17 protein-coding genes are annotated in these 16,650 nt (G+C 73.7%); 8 read left to right on the top strand and 9 right to left on the bottom strand.

All coding sequences use genetic code 11. The features are described 5' to 3' along the window. The first annotated feature begins 96 nt into the window (after positions 1-96). On the top strand, positions 97-906 hold the full coding sequence (locus tag ABZ452_RS02740) for a DNA-formamidopyrimidine glycosylase family protein (RefSeq protein ID WP_357938260.1): 810 nt from the start codon (positions 97-99) through the stop codon (positions 904-906). Positions 907-951: 45 nt separating this feature from the next. Here ABZ452_RS02740 and ABZ452_RS02735 read toward each other — a convergent pair whose 3' ends face one another. Further along, positions 952-1,791: a helix-turn-helix transcriptional regulator gene (locus ABZ452_RS02735; protein WP_357938258.1), complete on the bottom strand. Its 840-nt coding sequence runs from the start codon at positions 1,789-1,791 to the stop codon at positions 952-954. Positions 1,792-1,905: 114 nt separating this feature from the next. On the opposite strand from ABZ452_RS02735, the gene ABZ452_RS02730 reads away from it, so the two are divergent. After that, positions 1,906-2,499 carry an NAD(P)H-dependent oxidoreductase gene (locus tag ABZ452_RS02730; protein WP_357938256.1) on the top strand — a complete coding sequence of 198 codons (594 nt, stop codon included), beginning with the start codon at positions 1,906-1,908 and terminating at the stop codon, positions 2,497-2,499. Between the two features lie 91 nt (positions 2,500-2,590). Here ABZ452_RS02730 and ABZ452_RS02725 read toward each other — a convergent pair whose 3' ends face one another. From ABZ452_RS02725 to ABZ452_RS02710, 4 genes are all read right to left on the bottom strand, one after another. Beyond that, a complete protein-coding gene (locus ABZ452_RS02725; protein WP_357938254.1) occupies positions 2,591-3,463 on the bottom strand; it encodes an aminoglycoside phosphotransferase family protein in 873 nt (290 codons plus the stop codon). A 105-nt stretch (positions 3,464-3,568) separates the two neighbouring features. After that, complete coding sequence (locus tag ABZ452_RS02720) at positions 3,569-3,730, bottom strand: hypothetical protein (RefSeq protein WP_357939061.1); 162 nt, start codon at positions 3,728-3,730, stop codon at positions 3,569-3,571. Positions 3,731-4,594: 864 nt separating this feature from the next. Then, entirely contained in the window at positions 4,595-5,974 is a 1,380-nt protein-coding gene (locus tag ABZ452_RS02715; RefSeq protein ID WP_357938252.1) for an FAD-dependent oxidoreductase, read from the bottom strand. Positions 5,975-6,014: 40 nt separating this feature from the next. After that, complete coding sequence (locus tag ABZ452_RS02710) at positions 6,015-7,163, bottom strand: glutamate--cysteine ligase (RefSeq protein ID WP_357938250.1); 1,149 nt, start codon at positions 7,161-7,163, stop codon at positions 6,015-6,017. A gap of 313 nt (positions 7,164-7,476) precedes the next feature. On the opposite strand from ABZ452_RS02710, the gene ABZ452_RS02705 reads away from it, so the two are divergent. The 4 genes from ABZ452_RS02705 to ABZ452_RS02690 all read left to right on the top strand — a co-directional run bounded on the left by ABZ452_RS02705 (position 7,477) and on the right by ABZ452_RS02690 (position 11,864). Then, a complete protein-coding gene (locus ABZ452_RS02705; protein WP_357939059.1) occupies positions 7,477-7,746 on the top strand; it encodes a DUF6412 domain-containing protein in 270 nt (89 codons plus the stop codon). 120 nt (positions 7,747-7,866) lie between these two features. After that, positions 7,867-8,661, top strand: coding sequence for a membrane protein insertase YidC (locus tag ABZ452_RS02700; RefSeq protein WP_357938248.1), 795 nt, complete (start codon positions 7,867-7,869; stop codon positions 8,659-8,661). Positions 8,662-8,738: 77 nt separating this feature from the next. Beyond that, the gene (locus ABZ452_RS02695) at positions 8,739-10,163 is read left to right on the top strand and encodes a carbohydrate-binding protein (protein ID WP_357938246.1); all 1,425 of its coding nucleotides are present in this window, start codon (positions 8,739-8,741) and stop codon (positions 10,161-10,163) included. A gap of 135 nt (positions 10,164-10,298) precedes the next feature. Next, positions 10,299-11,864, top strand: coding sequence for a cellulose binding domain-containing protein (locus tag ABZ452_RS02690; protein WP_357938244.1), 1,566 nt, complete (start codon positions 10,299-10,301; stop codon positions 11,862-11,864). Positions 11,865-11,873: 9 nt separating this feature from the next. On the opposite strand, the gene ABZ452_RS02685 is transcribed toward ABZ452_RS02690, so the two are convergent. Both ABZ452_RS02685 and ABZ452_RS02680 read right to left on the bottom strand, forming a co-directional pair. Then, the gene (locus ABZ452_RS02685) at positions 11,874-12,536 is read right to left on the bottom strand and encodes a DedA family protein (protein WP_357938242.1); all 663 of its coding nucleotides are present in this window, start codon (positions 12,534-12,536) and stop codon (positions 11,874-11,876) included. A gap of 93 nt (positions 12,537-12,629) precedes the next feature. After that, positions 12,630-13,229, bottom strand: coding sequence for a DUF1349 domain-containing protein (locus ABZ452_RS02680; RefSeq protein WP_357938240.1), 600 nt, complete (start codon positions 13,227-13,229; stop codon positions 12,630-12,632). Positions 13,230-13,300: 71 nt separating this feature from the next. On the opposite strand from ABZ452_RS02680, the gene ABZ452_RS02675 reads away from it, so the two are divergent. Together ABZ452_RS02675 and fabG are read left to right on the top strand one after the other, a co-directional pair. Beyond that, positions 13,301-14,953 (top strand): alpha-amylase family protein, encoded by a 1,653-nt coding sequence (locus ABZ452_RS02675; RefSeq protein WP_357938238.1) that lies wholly within the window; start codon positions 13,301-13,303, stop codon positions 14,951-14,953. Positions 14,954-15,008: 55 nt separating this feature from the next. Continuing rightward, positions 15,009-15,767, top strand: a complete 759-nt coding sequence (gene fabG / locus ABZ452_RS02670; protein WP_357938236.1) for a 3-oxoacyl-ACP reductase FabG — start codon at positions 15,009-15,011, stop codon at positions 15,765-15,767. A gap of 31 nt (positions 15,768-15,798) precedes the next feature. On the opposite strand, the gene ABZ452_RS02665 is transcribed toward fabG, so the two are convergent. Then, a complete protein-coding gene (locus tag ABZ452_RS02665) occupies positions 15,799-16,203 on the bottom strand; it encodes a hypothetical protein (RefSeq protein WP_151463475.1) in 405 nt (134 codons plus the stop codon). Beyond that, positions 16,196-16,591: a hypothetical protein gene (locus ABZ452_RS02660; RefSeq protein WP_357938234.1), complete on the bottom strand. Its 396-nt coding sequence runs from the start codon at positions 16,589-16,591 to the stop codon at positions 16,196-16,198. Before ABZ452_RS02660 ends, ABZ452_RS02665 begins: the two co-directional genes overlap by 8 nt. Between the last annotated feature and the right edge of the window lie 59 nt (positions 16,592-16,650).

Below are 16,650 nucleotides of genomic sequence, written 5' to 3'. Positions count from 1 at the left end.
CTCATGAAGTACCCCGTGGCGGACGCGTCGACACCCGTCGAAGCCGCCGCCGCTCCTGGTCGGCGGCGTCCCGGCCGGCGGGCTACCGTTGCCGTCGTGCCAGAGGGACACACCATCCACCGCCTGGCGGCCCGGCACGCCGAGCTCTTCGCCGGCGACAAGGTGCACGCCGCCAGCCCGCAGGGCCGCTTCGCCGAGGGCGCGGCCCGGCTCACCGGCACCGTCCTGGACGGCACCGAGGCGTACGGCAAGCACCTGCTGCACCACTACGCGGGCGAGCTGACCCTGCACGTCCACCTCGGGCTCTACGGCAAGGTCACCGACGGCCCCGGCGAGCCGCCGCCCCCGGTCGGGCAGATCCGGCTGCGGCTCATGAGTGACCGGCACTGGTTGGACCTGCGCGGACCGACCGCCTGCGAGCTGCTGACCCCGCCCGAGGTGGCCGCGCTGCGCGACCGGCTCGGCCCCGACCCGCTGCGCGCCGACGCCGACCCCGACCGGGCGTACGCCCGGATCCGGCGCAGCCCCACCCCGCTGGCGGCGCTGTTGCTGGACCAGTCGGTGGTCGCCGGCACCGGCCTGATCTTCGTGGTGGAGGCGCTTTTCCGGGCCGGGCTGCCCCCGCTGCTGCCCGGACGGGACCTGACTCCGGCCGGCTGGGCCGAACTCTGGGCCGACCTGGTCGCGCTGATGACCGTCGCCGTCGAGCGGGGCCGGATCGACACCGTCCGTGACGTGCACCTGCCGGAGGCGATGGGGCGGGCGCCCCGGGTCGACCGGCACGGCGGCGAGGTCTACGTCTACCGCCGCCCCGGCGCGCCCTGCCACGTCTGCGGCACCGAGGTCAGCCGCGGCGCGCTCGCCGGCCGCAACCTCTACTGGTGCGCCACCTGCCAGGCCCGCTGACCGGCGGCGCCCCCGGCGGCTGACCGGCGGCCCAGCGCGGCCCGGTCAGCCGACGGCGCGAAGGGTGCCATACCGGCGGTGCCGGAGCCTCTCGACGGCCTGCGCGGTCGCCTCGTCGGCCGGCAGGAGCACGACCAGTTCCTGGGCGTCGGTGCTCGGCAGCTCCAGCTTCTCCCGGTGCCAGCGCAGCTCGCCTAGGGCGGGATGGTCGAGCCGGAGCGGGACCTGGGGCGGCGGCAGGTGCCGTTGGAGCCGCCGGGTGAACTCCGGCCCGGCGACGGGGGCGAGCTGGACCCGGAACCACTCGGAGCTTTCCGCGGACGGCCCGAGCCACAGGTCGAAGGCATGCTCGTCGGCCACCTGGTCCCAGTCGGGGAAGACGCTCCGGGCGCGCGGATCGGTGAAGACGTAGCGGGTCAGGTTCGGTTCGTCGGTGTCGAGCAGCCCGATCCCGCCCATGACCAGCTCGAACCCGCCCGTGTACGCCAGCACGTCGCCCAGCCGGTTGGTGACGAACGCCACCCCCGGCTCGAGCAGCCGGAGGGTCTCCCGCACGGTGGGCCGGACCTCCCGGTTGGGCGGCGCCGGCGGCCGGTGCCCCGGACAGGCCCCGCCGGTGATCTTGGCGAGGTAGCGCAGGTGGTGACGCTCGGCGGCGTCCAGGCTCAGGCCGTCCGCGAGAGCGTGCAGCACCGAGTGCGACGGGTTCCGGTCCCGGCCCTGCTCGATGCGGGTGAGGTACTCGACGCTGATCCCGGCCCGGACGGCGAGCTCCGAGCGGCGCAGGCCCGGGGAGCGGCGCCGGCCCCCGTCGGGCAGGCCGAAGGACTCCGGCCGGATGCTGTCGCGCTTGGCGCGGACGAAGTCGCCCAGTGGCGTACCCATGGGTGGGAAGTCTAGGTCGGATTCCGGCCGACCCGGCCGGCGTAGCGTGGCCCTGCGGGGGCCAGCCTCCGCCCGGTCTGGCTGCCGCCGTCCCGGCGGCGGACCGTGGACCGCATGAACGAGAAGCACAGGTTGGTCATCGTCGTCGGAAGCGTCCGCGAGGGCCGGTTCGGGCCGGTCGTCGCGTCCTGGGTCGCCGAGCGGGCGCGCGAGCACGGCGGATTCGACATCGACGTCGTCGACCTCGCCGAGGTCGAGATCCCGCTGTCACTGCCGGCGGAGTCACCAAAGTTCGCGGGCGACGCGTACCCGCGCCCGGCGGCCATGGCGCCGCTCACCGCCCGGCTGGCGGGCGCCGACGCGTTCATCCTGGTCACGCCGGAGTACAACCACAGCTACCCGGCCGCGCTGAAGGCGGCGATCGACTGGCACTTCACCCAGTGGACGGCCAAGCCCGTGGCCTTCGTCAGCTACGGCGGGGCGGCCGGCGGCCGGCACGCCGTCCTGCACCTGGAGAACGTGCTCACCGAACTGCACGCCGTGACGATCCGTGACGGGCTGGCCTTCCCGAACTACTTCACGGGGTGGCAGGACGGCCAGCCGCTCGACCCCGCGGCGGCCGGCTACGCCAAGACGCTGCTGGACCAGCTCGCCTGGTGGGCCGGGGCCCTGCGGACGGCACGCGAGGCGGTCCCGTACCCGGCCTGACCGCCGCGTCGGCGTGGCGTGACCGGTCCGGGGCCGGTCACGCCGGGCCGACCAGCCGACGGACCTGGTGCGCACGGCCCGCGCGGACCGGTCACGCCATGCCGAGCAGCCAGCGGACCGTCTCGACCTGCTGCGGGAAGACCTGGTCCTCGCCGATGCTCCAGGCCAGCGTCTGACCGACCGCCCAGCCGCGGACCCGTTCCCGGTCCAGGCCCAGCTCGGCGCTGAGCCGGTCGAGCCGGTGCCGCACCGCCGCCGGGGAGTGGCCCAGCTCCGGACCGCGCACCAGCGGCACCACCGCGAACTCCCGCTCACCGACCAGCGGCTTCGGGTCGATGACCAGCCACGGCTCGCGATCGGCCGCCAGCACGTTGCCGGCGTGCAGGTCCTGGTTGACCAGCACCTGCGCGCCCTGGGTGGACGCCAGGTCGGCGAGCATCCCGAGCGCGGCGTCGAGCAGCCGCCGCTCGTACGGCCGGTTCAGGCGTGCCCAGTTGGCCGGCATGCGCTCGGCCCAGCTGGCCGCCTCCTCGGCGAGCGGGGTGAACGGCGGGCCGGCCGGCACGCCGAGCCGGGGGAGCAGCCCGACCGCCACGTCCAGCGCCGCGTCCGGGGGCAGCTCGTGCAGCGGGGTGCCGGGGTCGCAACGCTCGACCAGCAGGGCGCGGCGCTCGGCGTCGTGGGCCAGCAGCCGGATGGCTCCCCGGCCGGCCCAGTGCGCCAGCGCGGTCGCCTCGTGCACGCTGTCGTCGTCCGGGTACTGGAGCTTCAGCACCGCCCGGGTGCCGTCGGGTAACTCCGCCGGCAGGGCCAGCGACGCGAACGCGTACGCGAAGGGCGGGCCGACCGACAACCCCCACCGCGCCACGCAGTCCGCCAACCGGTCGGGCAACTCGGCAAGCCAGGCCCGGCCGACCGGCGTCCGCTCGGTCCAGCGCAGTCCCTCAGGGATCTCCAACCGCATCCGGCCATCCTCCGGGGACACACGGACACCGACAACGCGATAACGCTCAGCGCATTCGGGTGCGTCTGTTGTCGCTGGAACGACAACAGGTGCACCCGGAACGGCTCAGGGGCGCCACCCGGCCGCGATGAGGGCGGCCCGGAGTTGTGCCACCACCTCGTCGGGGCGGTGGCGGACGTCGAACGCGGTGAAGCGGAGAATACGGTCGCCCTCGATCCAGACGCGGTTCTGGCGACGCAGGTCCGCGGCCCAGTGCCGGACGTCCATGTGGTGTGCGCCGTCCACCTCGACGTGCAACCGCCAGCGTGGCCAGTAGGCATCCAGGTAGCGCTGCCGGCCGTCGGCGTCCCGCCGGCGCGTCTGCCCGTCGGGCGCCGGCAGGCCGTGACGTCGGCAGAGCCGGACCAGGTCGATCTCAGACAGGGCCTCGGCGCCGCCGGCCACGTCGCACAGCGTCTCCCGGACGAGGCTCCGCCGGCGCGCGCGGGGCATCCGCTCGAGCACCGCGTCGATCTCGGCCGGGGTCGCTCGCCGTTGCTGGCAGCCGGCCGCGACGATCTGCTGCGCCTCGTCGTCGGTACGCGCCCACTGTGCCGCGTCCACCAGGAATCGCGCCATGCTCGTCCGGTCGGGGCGGCCCCGCTGGTGGTCGGCTGGGTCGAGCCGGCGGACCCGGCGCACCCGCACCGCCGGCAGGCCCAGCGGGAGCCGCCGCAGCAGGTCGGCCGCCCGCCGCTGGTGGGGCACCAGCACGTCCACCACCTCGTACCGCCAGTTGCCCCGCAGGCCGCCGGCCCGGGCGGCGAGCGCCGCCCCCTCGCCCGCGGCGAGTACCGCGACCCACCACTGCTGGTCGTCGGTGAACGGGCCGCCCGGGGCGGCGCGCAGCACCCCGCAGCACCCCGCGGCACACCCGCTGCCAGCGCCCGCTGGCCAGCAGGTGCCGCACCTTTCCCGGGGTCAGTTCGGCGACCGCCTGCGCCCAGGTGAGCACCTCCGATTGGGTGAACAGCAGCCACTCCAGTCCCGACGCGTCGTCCTGTGGCAGGCGCACCGGTCGATCCCACCGCGCTGCGGGTGCGTTTCTTGTCGCTCCAGTGACAACAACCGCACCCGAAATCCGACAGCCCCCTACCGGCCGGAGTGGGCGAGGGCGTCGACGGCCTTGCGGGCCGCGATCAGCACCGGATCCCAGACCGGGGCGTACGGCGGCGCGTAGCCCAGGTCGAGCGCGGTCATCTCGTCGACCGTCATGTTGTTCCACAGCGCCACGGCCAGCGCGTCGATCCGTTTGGCCGCCTCGGACCAGCCGACGATCTGGGCGCCCAGCAGCCGGCCGCTGGGCCGCTCGGCGATCAGCTTGACCGTCATGGGCCGGGCGCCCGGGTAGTAGCCGGCCCGGTTGGTCGACTCGGCGAGCACGGTGACGAATTCGAAGCCGGCCGCCCTGGCGTCCCGCTCGCGCAGGCCGGTGCGCCCGACCTCCAGCTCGCAGACCTTGGTCACCGCCGTGCCGATCACGCCGGGGAACGTCGCGTAGCCGCCGCCGATGTTGATCCCGGCGACCCGGCCCTGCTTGTTGGCGTGGGTGCCGAGCGGGATGTGCATGGGCATGCCGCTGACCCGGTGCAGGCTCTCCACGCAGTCGCCGGCCGCCCAGACGCCCGGCGCATCGGGCACCCGCATCCGCCGGTCGACACGGATCGCCCCGGACGGGCCGATCGGCAGGCCGGCGGCCGCGCCGAGCGCGACGTTCGGGCGTACGCCCAGGCCCAGCACCACGACGTCGGCCGGGATCGGCCCCTCGCTGGTGACCACCGCGGCGATCCGGCCGTCCCGCTCGTCGAGGCCGGTGACGGACAGGCCGGTGCGGATGCCGATGCCGGTGCCGCGCATCGCCTCGGCCACCAGCTCGCCCATGTCCGGGTCCACGGTGGACATCGGCTGGTCGGCCTGCTCGACGAGGTCGACCGAGAGCCCGTGGTGCAGCAGCGCCTCGGCCATCTCGACCCCGATGTAGCCGCCGCCGACCACCACGGCGCGGCGGGGGCGGGGCTCGCGTTCCAGCCAGTCCAGCAGGGCGCTGCCGTCGTCGAGGGTCTGCATGCCGAACACCCCGGCGACTCCGCCCCGCGCCCACTCGGGCTGGATCGGGGTCGCGCCGGTGGCGTAGACGAGGGTGTCGAAGCCGGCGCGGACCTCGCCGCCTCCGTCCAGATCCCGCGCCACCACCTCGCGGCGGTCGAGGTCGATGGCCGTGACCTCGTGCCGCAGCCGGACCTCGATGTCGAACCGGTCCCGGAAGGTGGCCGGGTCGCGGGCGATGAGCTGGTCCCGATCCGGCACCAGCCCGCTGATCCAGTAGGGGATGCCGCAGGACGAGTAGGAGGTGAAGTGGCCGCGCTCGAAGGCGACGATCTCCAGGTCGTCCCGGCCGCGGAGGCGCCGGGCCTGGGACGCCGCCGCCATTCCGGCGGCGTCCCCGCCGACGACGACCATCCGCTCCGCCACGACGCCCATCCTGTCACGCGCGCCGCGCCGGCGGGGGCGCTCAGCCCCGGGTCTGCCGGGCCACGTCCGCGACCACGTCGACCAGCTTGCCGGTGCGCGCGAACACCGCCCGCTGCCGGGCCGCCCCGCTGCCGTGCCGGCGCAGCCCGCCGAGCAGGTCGGTCACCCGGTCGAGGTCGCCGTGCCGTTCCAGTTCGGGGCGGACCCGCTCGACCAGCCCGTCCAGCAGTTCCCAGGCGGGGCGCAGCTCGCCGTCGGTCAGGTCGACGCCGTCGCCCTCCAGCCCGTCGTGGGCCGCCCGCCAGTGCGCGGCGACCAGCAGGTGGTGGTCGGTGTTGATGGCCGGCCGGCCCTCGGCGAGTTCCGTCATGGCGGTGGCCACCAGGGCCCGGACCAGGGCGGCGACCAGCACCGCGTCGTCCACGGTCGGGCAGACGTCACCGATGCGGATCTCCACGGTGGGGTACTTGGCGGAGAGCCGGGCGTACCAGTACAGCATTCCCTCGTCGAGCATCACGCCGCTGGCGATGAGCTGGCGGATGAGCCGCTCGTAGTGCTCGTGCGACTCCAGCCAGGGGGTGGGCGCCACCGAGGGCCAGCGCTCCCACTCGACCGAGCGCCAGCTCGCGTAGCCGGTGTCCTCGCCCTTGGCGAACGGGGAGTTGGCGGTGACCGCGTGCAGGATCGGCAGCCAGGGCCGGACGTGGTTGAGCACCTGTACCCCGGTCTCCGCGTCCGGGACGCCGACGTGCACGTGCATGCCGTTGTTGCCCGGGCCCGGCACGAGCAGCCGGAACCGCTCGATCATCCGGTCGAAGCGGGGCTTGTCCACCACCGGCGGCACCGGCCCGTCCACCGGCCCGGTGCCGATGGCCAGCAGCCGGACGCCGGCCCGCTCGGCGGCTGCCGCCAGCTCGGCGCGGAGCATGGCCAGCGAGTGCCGGATCGAGGAGAGTTCCAGCCCGGGCGGGCTGCCGATCTCGATCTGGCTGGTCTGGAACTCCCGCTCCACCTGGCCCCGCAGCTCGGCCGGCACCTGTTCCATGACCAGGTCGACGGCGGGCACCGCGGTCCCGGTGTGCGGGTCGACGAGCAGGAACTCCTCCTCCACGCCGACTGTCAGCAGGTCCGTGCCGCCCGGTGCGGCGCTCCGTTCCCGCTCCGCCACTGACCCGCTCATCGAGACCACCGTCCACTCCGTACCGGCTGCGGCACCGTGCCGCGCGGTCGATGCCCTGTTACCCACCGTGTCGGCGGGGGGAAACGCGCCGGGCGGCGTGTCGTCGGCTACGCGCCGGTTCACGTCCCCCGTTCGTGGGTCACCGCGCCCGGCGCCGAAGGGATTCCGCCCGGAGACGACCGGCCGGGCGGTGGCTGCCGACGGCCGCGCCCGTCCCCGGCGCCACGTCGCGGACGGTGACGACCGGCGTCGGGCGGACGGTCGCTCCGGCGATCGCGTACCGGGACGTGACAGCGGGTTCTAGAGTCGGCGTGTGGTCGGGATGCTGGTGACGGGGACGTGGGCGTACGCCCTCACCCTGCTCGCGGACCGCCCGGCCGGCCTGCTGGCCGGCGCGGCGGTGGCCGCCGCGCTGCTGCTCGCCACGCTGCTCGCGCTGCGGGTCCGGGCGCTGCCCACGCCGCGCGCCGGCCGGCTCGCGCTCGCCCTGCGGGCCCGGGCCCGGCAGCGCCGGGTGCCCCGCCAGGTCGACCCGGACGCACCGGGGCGGCCGCGGCCCCGCGCGCCCGGGCTGCGCCCCTCGGCCGCGTAGCCGCCTCGCGCCGGGTTGTCCTCCGGCGCATCGTCGCCGCGCGGCCGGTTCCGTCGTCATCCGTCCCGTGGGACGCGTCGTCCCGCCGGGGCATCCGGAATCGGACCGAGGGGTCTTCCCATGCTCGCCTTCGCACCACTGCACGCCGCGGCGTCCGCCGCCGCCGGCGTCGTCACCTGGCTCGCCGGCACGCTCGCCCCGCTGGCCGGCGGGGCCGCGACGGCCGCCGCGATCGTCCTGTTCACCATCGGGGTCCGGCTGCTGATCTCGCCGCTCACCCTGTCCCAGGTCCGCGGTGAGCGGCGCCGCGCGGCGCTCGCCCCCGAGGTCCGCGACCTCCAGCGGCGGTACGCCGACGACCCCGGCCGCCTGCAGAGCGAGTTGTTCGCGCTCTACCGGCGGGCCGGTGCCAGCCCGGTCGCGGGCTGCCTGCCGGCGCTGTTGCAGGCGCCGTTCTTCCTGGTCATGTACCGCGTCTTCGCCACCGGTGACGGCCTCGACAGTTCCAGCTCGGCACGTCTGACGCCGCGCGGCGACCTGGAACCGTCGCCCCAGTTGCTGCACGAGCGGTTCGCGGGCGTACCCCTGGGCTGGCATCTCGGCGACGGGCTCACCGGCCCGGTGGTGGCGGTCTTCGGGGTGCTGCTGGCGGCCCTGCTCGTGTTGGCCTGGTGGTCGTCGCGGCGGGCCCGCCGGGCGGCCGCGGCCACGGGTACCATCGCCGGCGCGCCCACCGAGGGCCCGGGCGCCGCGGTGCTGGGCCGGCTCGTGCCGTTGCTGCCCTTCACCACGGTGCTGGTGGCGCTCGTGGTGCCGCTCGCGGCGGTGCTCTACCTGGTCACCACGACGGCGTGGACGGCGCTGGAGCAGGTGGTGCTGCGCCGGCCCCAGCCCTCAGGCATCGACGGACGTTGACAACTGTGGGGGCGGGCGCGTAGAAATCGCTCTCAGAGAGCGCTCTCTCCTGCCCGTCCCCGCAGAGAGGCACCCCGATGAATCCTGTCCCGGCGGCCACGGCCGCCCCCTCCGCCGTGCGCCGGTCCCGCCGGCGGCTCTCCCTGGCGGCCGCCGTGCTCGCCACCACCACCGCCCTCGCGACCGTCACGATGACCGCGCACGCCGCCGTGCCGCCGCCGCCCTCCGGCTGGAGCCTGGTGTGGAGCGACGACTTCACCGGCGCGGCCGGCACCCTGCCCTCCTCCGCCAACTGGATCATCGACACCGGCACCAGCTACCCGGGCGGCCCGGCCAACTGGGGCACCGGTGAGATCCAGACCTACACCGCCAGCACCGCCAACCTGGCCCACGACGGCGCCGGCAACCTGCGGATCACCCCGCTCAAGGACGGCTCCGGGCGGTGGACCTCGGCCCGGATCGAGACGGTCCGCGCCAACTTCAAGCCGCCGTCCGGGGGAGTCCTGGCCCTGGAGGGCCGCATCCAGATGCCGAACGTGACCGGCGCGCAGGCCGCCGGCTACTGGCCGGCCTTCTGGGCGCTCGGCTCGCCCTACCGGGGCAACTACCAGAACTGGCCGGGCATCGGCGAGTTCGACATCATGGAGAACGTCAACGGCATCAACTCGGTCTGGGGGGTGCTGCACTGCGGCGTCGCCCCGGGCGGGCCGTGCAACGAGTTCAACGGCATCGGCGCCTCGCGCGCCTGCCCGGGCAGCGCCTGCCAGTCGGCGTTCCACACCTACCGCTTCGAGTGGGACGCCTCGATCAGCCCCCAGCAGCTGCGCTGGTACGTCGACGGCCAGCTCTTCCACACGGTGAGCCAGAACCAGGTCGGCGAGCCGTACTGGAGCCAGATGACCAACCACAGCGGCTACTTCATGCTGCTGAACGTGGCGATGGGCGGCGGCTTCCCGGACGGGGTGGCCGGGTCCGCCACGCCCACGGCGTCGACCGTCTCCGGCCGACCCATGGTGGTCGACTACGTGGCCGCCTACACCCGCGGTGGCGGCGGCACGCCGTCGCCGACGCCGACCACGCCGCCGCCGGGCGGAGCCGTGGACGCGTACTCGACCATCCAGGCCGAGGCGTTCAGCGGCCAGAACGGGGTGCAGGTGGAGCCGTGCGGTGAGGGCGGCCAGGACATCGGCTGGCTGGCCAACGGCGACTGGGCCCGCTACGACAACGTGGAGTTCGGCGCCACCCCGCCGAAGGACTTCGTGGCCCGGGTCGCCTCCGGCGCGCCGGGCGGGGTGAGCGGGCTGGTCCAGGTGCGAATCGACAGCCCGACCAGCGCGCCGATCGGCAGCTTCGCGGTCGCCAACACCGGCGGCTGGCAGAGCTGGCGCTCGGTGCCCGGCAACGTCGCCGCCGTCACCGGCCGGCACACCGTCTACCTGACCTTCAGCAGTGGACAGCCGGCCGACTTCGTCAACGTCAACTGGTTCACCTTCCGGCGCTGAGCGGCCGGCCCGGGGGTCCCCGCGAGGGACCCCCGGTCTGCCTCTGGACAGAAACAGTTAACAGTCTTAATAATGAGCGCACGTCGACGGTCGTAAATGCCCACCCTCCACCACAACGGTCCCCTGGAGGACGCCGTGAGACTCCGCTCCACCCGCCTGGCGACATTCGCCGTCGCGCTCGCCGCCGCCCTGGTCGCCGGCACCGTGCTGGCCGCGCCGCCCGCCTCCGCCGCCACCGCCGCCTTCGTCCGCACCTCCACCTGGAGCAGCGGGTACGAGGCCAAGTTCACCGTCACCAACAACAGCTCGGCCGGCATCTCCTCGTGGAACGTCCAGTTCGACCTGCCCGCCGGCAGCACCCTCGGCTCGTTCTGGGACGCCCGGCTGACCACCTCCGGCCAGCACGTCACCGCGGTGAACCAGTCCTGGAACGGCACCCTCGCCCCGGGTGCCAGCACCAGCTTCGGCTTCATCGTCAGCGGCACCGGCGACCCCGTGAACTGCACGGTCAACGGCGGCTCGTGCACCGGCGGGGGCGGCGGCAACCCGGGCGCCCCGGCCACCCCGGGCGGCCTCCGGGTCACCGGCACCACCAACACCTCGGTCTCGTTGGCCTGGAACGCCGTGTCCGGCACGGTCACCGGTTACCGCGTCTACGAGGGCGGCACCGTGAAGGCCACCGTCACCGGCACCTCGGCCACGGTCTCCGGGCTGGGCGCCTGCACCGGGCACAGCTACACGGTGGCCGCGTACAACGCCAGCGGGGAGTCGGCGAAGTCGGCGGCCGTGTCGGCCACCACCACCGGCTGCACGGGCGGCGGTGGCGGCGCGATGGCCGCCGCGCCCTACCTCTACCCGGGCTGGGGTGACCCGCCCGCGCCGTCGACGGTGATGGGCGCGACCGGGATCAAGTGGTTCACCATCGCGTTCGTGCTGTCCGGCGGCGGCTGCACCCCGGCCTGGGACGGCAGCGGCCCGCTCACCGGCGGCGCGCACGCCAGCACCATCGCCGCGATCAAGGCGGCCGGCGGCGACGTCATCCCGTCGTTCGGCGGCTGGAGCGGCAACAAGCTCGGCCCGAACTGCTCCTCGGCCAGCGCGCTGGCCGGCGCGTACCAGCAGGTCATCAACGCCTACAACCTCAAGGCGATCGACATCGACATCGAGAACAGCGACGAGTTCGAGAACGAGGTCGTGCAGGACCGGATCCTGGACGCCCTGAAGATCGTCAAGCAGAACAACCCGGGGATCAAGACGATCGTCACCTTCGGCACCTCGACCACCGGGCCGTCGTACTACGGCACCCGGCTGATCAACCAGGCCGCCGCGAGGGGCGCCAACATCGACGTCTTCACCATCATGCCGTTCGACTTCGGCGGCGGCGCGAACATGTACCAGAGCACGGTCAACGCCGCCGAGGGCCTGAAGAACGCGCTGAAGACGGCCTTCGGCTGGTCCGACGCCACCGCCTACGCCCACATGGGCATCTCCGGCATGAACGGCCTCTCCGACCAGCAGGAGCTGACCACGCCGGCCACCTGGACCCAGATCCGGGACTGGGCCAAGGCCCGGGGGCTCGCCCGGTTCACCTTCTGGTCGGTCAACCGGGACCGGCCCTGCCCGGGCGGCGGGGTGGTCTCCAACTGCTCCGGCATCGCCCAGAACACCTGGGAGTTCACCAGCATCACCGCGGGATTCTGACCCGCCCGGTCAGCGCCCGGCGGTCACCGACCGCCGGGCGCGCCGCCGGCGCACCTTCTTGACCACCCAGCTCGCGATCGTCACGGCGAAGACCGCGAAGATCGCGTAGTTGAACCAGTGGCTGTAGCGGTCGACGTCCTGCCACCGCGAGCCGAGGACGAAACCGGCCCCGACGATCAGCCCGTTCCACACCCCGCTGCCCAGCGTGGTGAGCAGGATGAACTCGCCCAGCGGCATGCGGTTCGCGCCGGCCGGCACGGAGACGAGGCTGCGCACCACCGGCACCACCCGGCCGACGAGGACCGCCCACCGGCCGTGCCGCTCGAACCAGCGGTCAGCCTTCTCCAGGTCGTCCCGGTCCACCAGCGGGATGTGGTCCAGCCAGCGCTTCAGCCGTTCCTCGCCGAGGGCGGCGCCGAGCCAGTAGAGCACCAGCGCGCCGAGCAGCGAGCCGGCCGTCGCGGCCAGCACGATCAGCACCACGTTGAACCGGCCCTCGGCGGCGAGGTAGCCCGCCATGGCCAGCACGACCTCGCTCGGGATCGGCGGGACGATGCTCTCCAGGGCGACCAGCAGGGCCACCCCGACCGCACCGAACGAGTCGATCACGGTCGCCACCCAGCCGGTCAGCCCGGTGAACTCGTTCGGGTCGACGTTCTGGGCGAGTGCCATGGGCGTCCTTCCGCGCGGTGCCGGGGATCCGTAACCGGTACCCCGACTCGGGCCGGTCACACCTGCCGGTGATCGGACCCACCGACCGCGGGGTCAGCCCTCCGGGTGCAGCGCGGCGTCCGCCGGCCCCCGCCGCCAGCCGGTGAACCGGACCACCAGGCCGCCCCGGCTGGGCGAGCAGCAGTACGGCCCGGCCACCGCCTCGGCCCCCAGGTCCAGCGGGGCCACCCGGACCAGGCGCCACGGCTCGGCCTCCACCCGCGCGCGGACGGTCAGCGCGTCCCCGGCCCGGCTGACCCGGACCGTCACGTCCCGCCCCGACCACTCCGGCACCGGGGCCACCGACCAGTCGGACAGCTCGTCGGTGACCACCGCGCCGACCTGCGGCTGCCCGTCGCTGACCTCCACACCGGCCTTGGTCCACCGCCGCTCGTCCACCCGGACCAGCACTCCGGCCTGGTCGAACTGGGCCGCGTAGTCGAGCCGGAAGCCCACCTCCACGGCACTGTCCACGGGGAACGGAGCGAGCAGCGCCGAGCCGTCGTCGTGCACGAAGCCGTAGCTCGTCCGCCGCCAGAAGTCGCTGCCCCCGCGCGGCTCGACCAGCAGCGCGCCGCCGGCCGGTTCGGCCCGTTCCGGAGGGTTGAGCCAGGTGCCGGCGGACCAGTCGAGGGGGTGCGTGTCGGCGGTCATGCCGGCACCGTACCGGGCGCGCGCCGGGCCGTGGGTTTGCCGCAGCCGCCGACCGGAGAAGTAGACGAGGCATGGGTGACAGGTGGTATCAGGAGGCGGTCGTCTACTGCCTCGACGTGGACACGTTCGCCGACTCCGACGGCGACGGGGTGGGTGACTTCCGCGGCCTGATCGGCCGGCTCGACTATCTCGCCCGGCTCGGGGTCACCTGCCTCTGGCTGCACCCCATCCACCCGTCGCCGAACCGGGACGACGGCTACGACGCCACCGACTTCTACAACGTCAGCCCGAAGCTGGGCACCCTCGGCGACTTCGCCGAACTGCTGCACCAGGCGCGGAACCGGGGCATCCGGGTGATCATCGACCTGGTGGTCAACCACACCTCGGACGAGCACCCCTGGTTCCAGTCCGCCCGCTCCTCGCCCGACTCGCCGTACCGCAACTGGTACGTGTGGAGCGACGAGGCGCCGCCGGACCGGCACCAGGGCATGGTCTTCCCCGGCGAGCAGAACGAGACCTGGAGCTACGACCGCACCGCGAAGGCCTGGTACTACCACCGCTTCTACAAGTTCCAGCCGGACCTGAACGTCGCCAACCCCGAGGTCCGGGCCGAGATCAAGAAGGTCATGTCGTTCTGGCTCCAGCTCGGCGTCTCCGGCTTCCGGATGGACGCCGTGCCGTTCATCATCGAGCTAACCGAGGCCGGCAACCCGAACTCGCCCAAGGACATGGAGTTCCTCACCGAGCTGCGCCAGCACGTGCAGTGGCGGCGGGGGGACGCGGTCCTGCTCGCCGAGGCGAACGTCGAGCCCGACCAGCTGCCGGTCTACTTCGGCGACAGCGGCGGTTCGGCCAACCGGATCCACATGCTCTTCGACTTCATGATGAACGGGCGGCTGATGCTGGCCCTGGCGCGGCAGGATCCGGAGCCGGTGATCGAGGCGCTGCGCGACACCCCGGCCCTGCCCGAGGGCGGGCAGTGGGCCACCTTCCTGCGCAACCACGACGAGATCGACCTGTCGCGGCTCACCGCCGAACAGCGCAACCAGGTGTACGAGCAGTTCGGCCCGGACGAGGACATGCGCCTCTACGGCCGGGGCATCCGCCGCCGGCTGGCCCCGATGCTCGGCAACGACCGCCGGCGGATCGAGCTGGCGTACGCGCTCCAGTTCTCGCTGCGCGGCACGCCGGTGCTGCGCTACGGCGAGGAGATCGGGATGGGCGAGGACCTGTCGCTGCCCGGCCGGGAGGCGATCCGCACCCCCATGCAGTGGTCGTACAAGGAGAACGGCGGTTTCTCCACGGCCGATCCGGAGAAGCTGGTCCGCCCGGTGCTCGACAAGGGCGACTACGGCTACCAGAAGGTCAACGTGACCGCCCAGCGCAAGGACCCGAGGTCGCTGCTGGGCTGGTTCGAGCGGATGATCCGTACCCTCCGGGAGGCCCCGGAGATCGGCTCGGGGAGCACCAGCCACATCGACGTGCCGATGCCGCCCGGGGTGCTGGCGCACCGGGCCGACGGGCCGACCGGGACCATGGTCTTCCTGCACAACCTCGGCACCGAGGACGCCGAGGTCGACCTGAGCGTCCTCGCCCCCGAGGCCGACCTGCCGATCGACGTGTTCACCGACCGCAACTACGAGGAGGTCGGCAAGCTGGACCGGCTGAAGCTCGCCGGCTACGGCTACCGGTGGATCCGGATCTGCCGGGGCAGCGGCCTCTGACGGCGGGCCCGGCGTTAAGCTCCTTCGATCGAGCCCAAGTTACCGGGAGGTAATCATGTCGGAGGAGCCCCGCGTCGCCATCGTGACCGGAGCCGCGCGCGGCATCGGCGCGGCCACCGCCCGGCGGCTGGCCGCCGACGGCATGGCCGTCGCCGTGGTCGACATCGAGGAGTCGGCGACCAAGGAGACCGTGGACGCCATCGCCGCCGCGGGCGGGCGGGCGCTCGGCGTCGGCGCCGACGTGTCCGACCGGGCCCAGGTGGAGGCCGCCGTGGAGCGGGTCACCGCCGAGCTGGGCGCGCCGACCGTGCTGGTCAACAACGCCGGCGTGCTCCGCGACAACCTGCTGTTCAAGATGACCGAGGCCGACTGGGACACCGTCATGGGCGTGCACCTGCGCGGCGCGTTCCTGTTCAGCCAGGCCACCCAGAAGCACATGGTCGAGCGGAAGTGGGGCCGGATCGTCAACCTCTCCAGCACCTCGGCGCTGGGCAACCGGGGCCAGGCCAACTACTCGGCCGCCAAGGCCGGCCTGCAGGGCTTCACGAAGACCCTCGCCATCGAGCTGGGCCCGTTCGGGGTGACCGTCAACGCGGTGGCGCCCGGCTTCATCGTCACCGACATGACGGCCGCCACGGCGGCCCGGATGAAGGTGGACTTCTCCGCACTCCAGCAGCACGCCGCCGCCGAGATCCCGGTGCGCCGCACCGGCCGCCCGGAGGACGTCGCGCACACCATCTCGTTCCTGGCCAGCGAGGGCGCGTCCTTCGTGTCCGGCCAGGTCATCTACGTCGCCGGCGGGCCCAAGGACTGAGGCCTTGAACGCGTCACCCGGCGCGGCCCCCTCAGGCGGGGTCGTGCCGGGTGCGCCAGAGCCAGAGCAGGCCGAGCACCGGCAGCACCAGCGGGATGTAGCCGTAGCCGCTGCCGAAGCCAGACCAGACCGTCTCGTCGGGGAACAGCTCCTTGTCGGCCAGGCTCAGGATGCCGACACCGACCACCCCGACCAGCTCCACCGAGCAGCAGGCCAGCGCGACCCGGCGGCCGGCGTGCCCGGCCCGGGCCAGCCCCACCGCCGCCACGATGTAGATGAGCGCGGCGAGCGCGGAGAGCAGGTACGCCACCGGCGCCTCGTCGAACTTCGTGGCGATCTGGAGCCCGGCCCGCGAGGTCGCGGCGATGGCGAAGAGGATGTAGACCGCGATCAGCAACCGGCCCGGCCCCCGGTTCGTCGCCCGCTGCTCAGCCACCGACGACCTCCCAGGTCTGCTGCAACCGGACCACCACCACCGGGGTGACCAGGCAGACGGCGCAGACGATCGCCGAGCCCCACCGGGTCGGCTCCATCCGGGCCAGCACCCAGGCCAGCGGCGGCAGGCAGACCAGCGTCACCAGGTAGCCGAAGAACGCCCCCGGCTCGCCCGGCCGCTCGCCGTCGCCGAGCGCGACCAGCGCCACCACGGTGAGCGCCAGCAGGGCCACCTCCAGCACGGCCAGGCCGACGAACTGGAGCCGGTCCGGCGCACGGTGGCGTACGGCCGCCACCAGGGCCCAGACCGCCACGAGGAGCGACAGCACGATCGAGGCCGTCGCGAGGATCCCGTCCACCGGCGAGCCGCCCGCCGCCGCGGTGGTCATCGACGCCGTTCCGGCGCAGTCGAGTTCACCGGCACAGCCTACTAATCGTCGTAGTAGCC

Source organism: Micromonospora sp. NPDC005707 (assembly GCF_040631005.1).
In the GTDB taxonomy this organism is placed as follows: domain Bacteria; phylum Actinomycetota; class Actinomycetes; order Mycobacteriales; family Micromonosporaceae; genus Micromonospora.
Note: the sequence above shows the minus strand (reverse complement) of the source record. Positions and strands in the feature narration are given on the sequence as shown.

What these genes read in the sequence shown, in the direction of transcription:
- ABZ452_RS02735 (WP_357938258.1), bottom strand. Translation starts at nt 1,791, where the DNA reads ATGGGTACGCCACTGGGCGACTTCGTCCGCGCCAAGCGCGACAGCATC.
- ABZ452_RS02730 (WP_357938256.1), top strand. Translation starts at nt 1,906, where the DNA reads ATGAACGAGAAGCACAGGTTGGTCATCGTCGTCGGAAGCGTCCGCGAG.
- ABZ452_RS02725 (WP_357938254.1), bottom strand. Translation starts at nt 3,463, where the DNA reads ATGCGGTTGGAGATCCCTGAGGGACTGCGCTGGACCGAGCGGACGCCG.
- ABZ452_RS02720 (WP_357939061.1), bottom strand. Translation starts at nt 3,730, where the DNA reads ATGGACGTCCGGCACTGGGCCGCGGACCTGCGTCGCCAGAACCGCGTC.
- ABZ452_RS02705 (WP_357939059.1), top strand. Translation starts at nt 7,477, where the DNA reads ATGCTGGTGACGGGGACGTGGGCGTACGCCCTCACCCTGCTCGCGGAC.
- ABZ452_RS02700 (WP_357938248.1), top strand. Translation starts at nt 7,867, where the DNA reads ATGCTCGCCTTCGCACCACTGCACGCCGCGGCGTCCGCCGCCGCCGGC.
- ABZ452_RS02695 (WP_357938246.1), top strand. Translation starts at nt 8,739, where the DNA reads ATGAATCCTGTCCCGGCGGCCACGGCCGCCCCCTCCGCCGTGCGCCGG.
- ABZ452_RS02685 (WP_357938242.1), bottom strand. Translation starts at nt 12,536, where the DNA reads ATGGCACTCGCCCAGAACGTCGACCCGAACGAGTTCACCGGGCTGACC.
- ABZ452_RS02680 (WP_357938240.1), bottom strand. Translation starts at nt 13,229, where the DNA reads ATGACCGCCGACACGCACCCCCTCGACTGGTCCGCCGGCACCTGGCTC.
- ABZ452_RS02675 (WP_357938238.1), top strand. Translation starts at nt 13,301, where the DNA reads ATGGGTGACAGGTGGTATCAGGAGGCGGTCGTCTACTGCCTCGACGTG.
- fabG (WP_357938236.1), top strand. Translation starts at nt 15,009, where the DNA reads ATGTCGGAGGAGCCCCGCGTCGCCATCGTGACCGGAGCCGCGCGCGGC.
- ABZ452_RS02660 (WP_357938234.1), bottom strand. Translation starts at nt 16,591, where the DNA reads ATGACCACCGCGGCGGCGGGCGGCTCGCCGGTGGACGGGATCCTCGCG.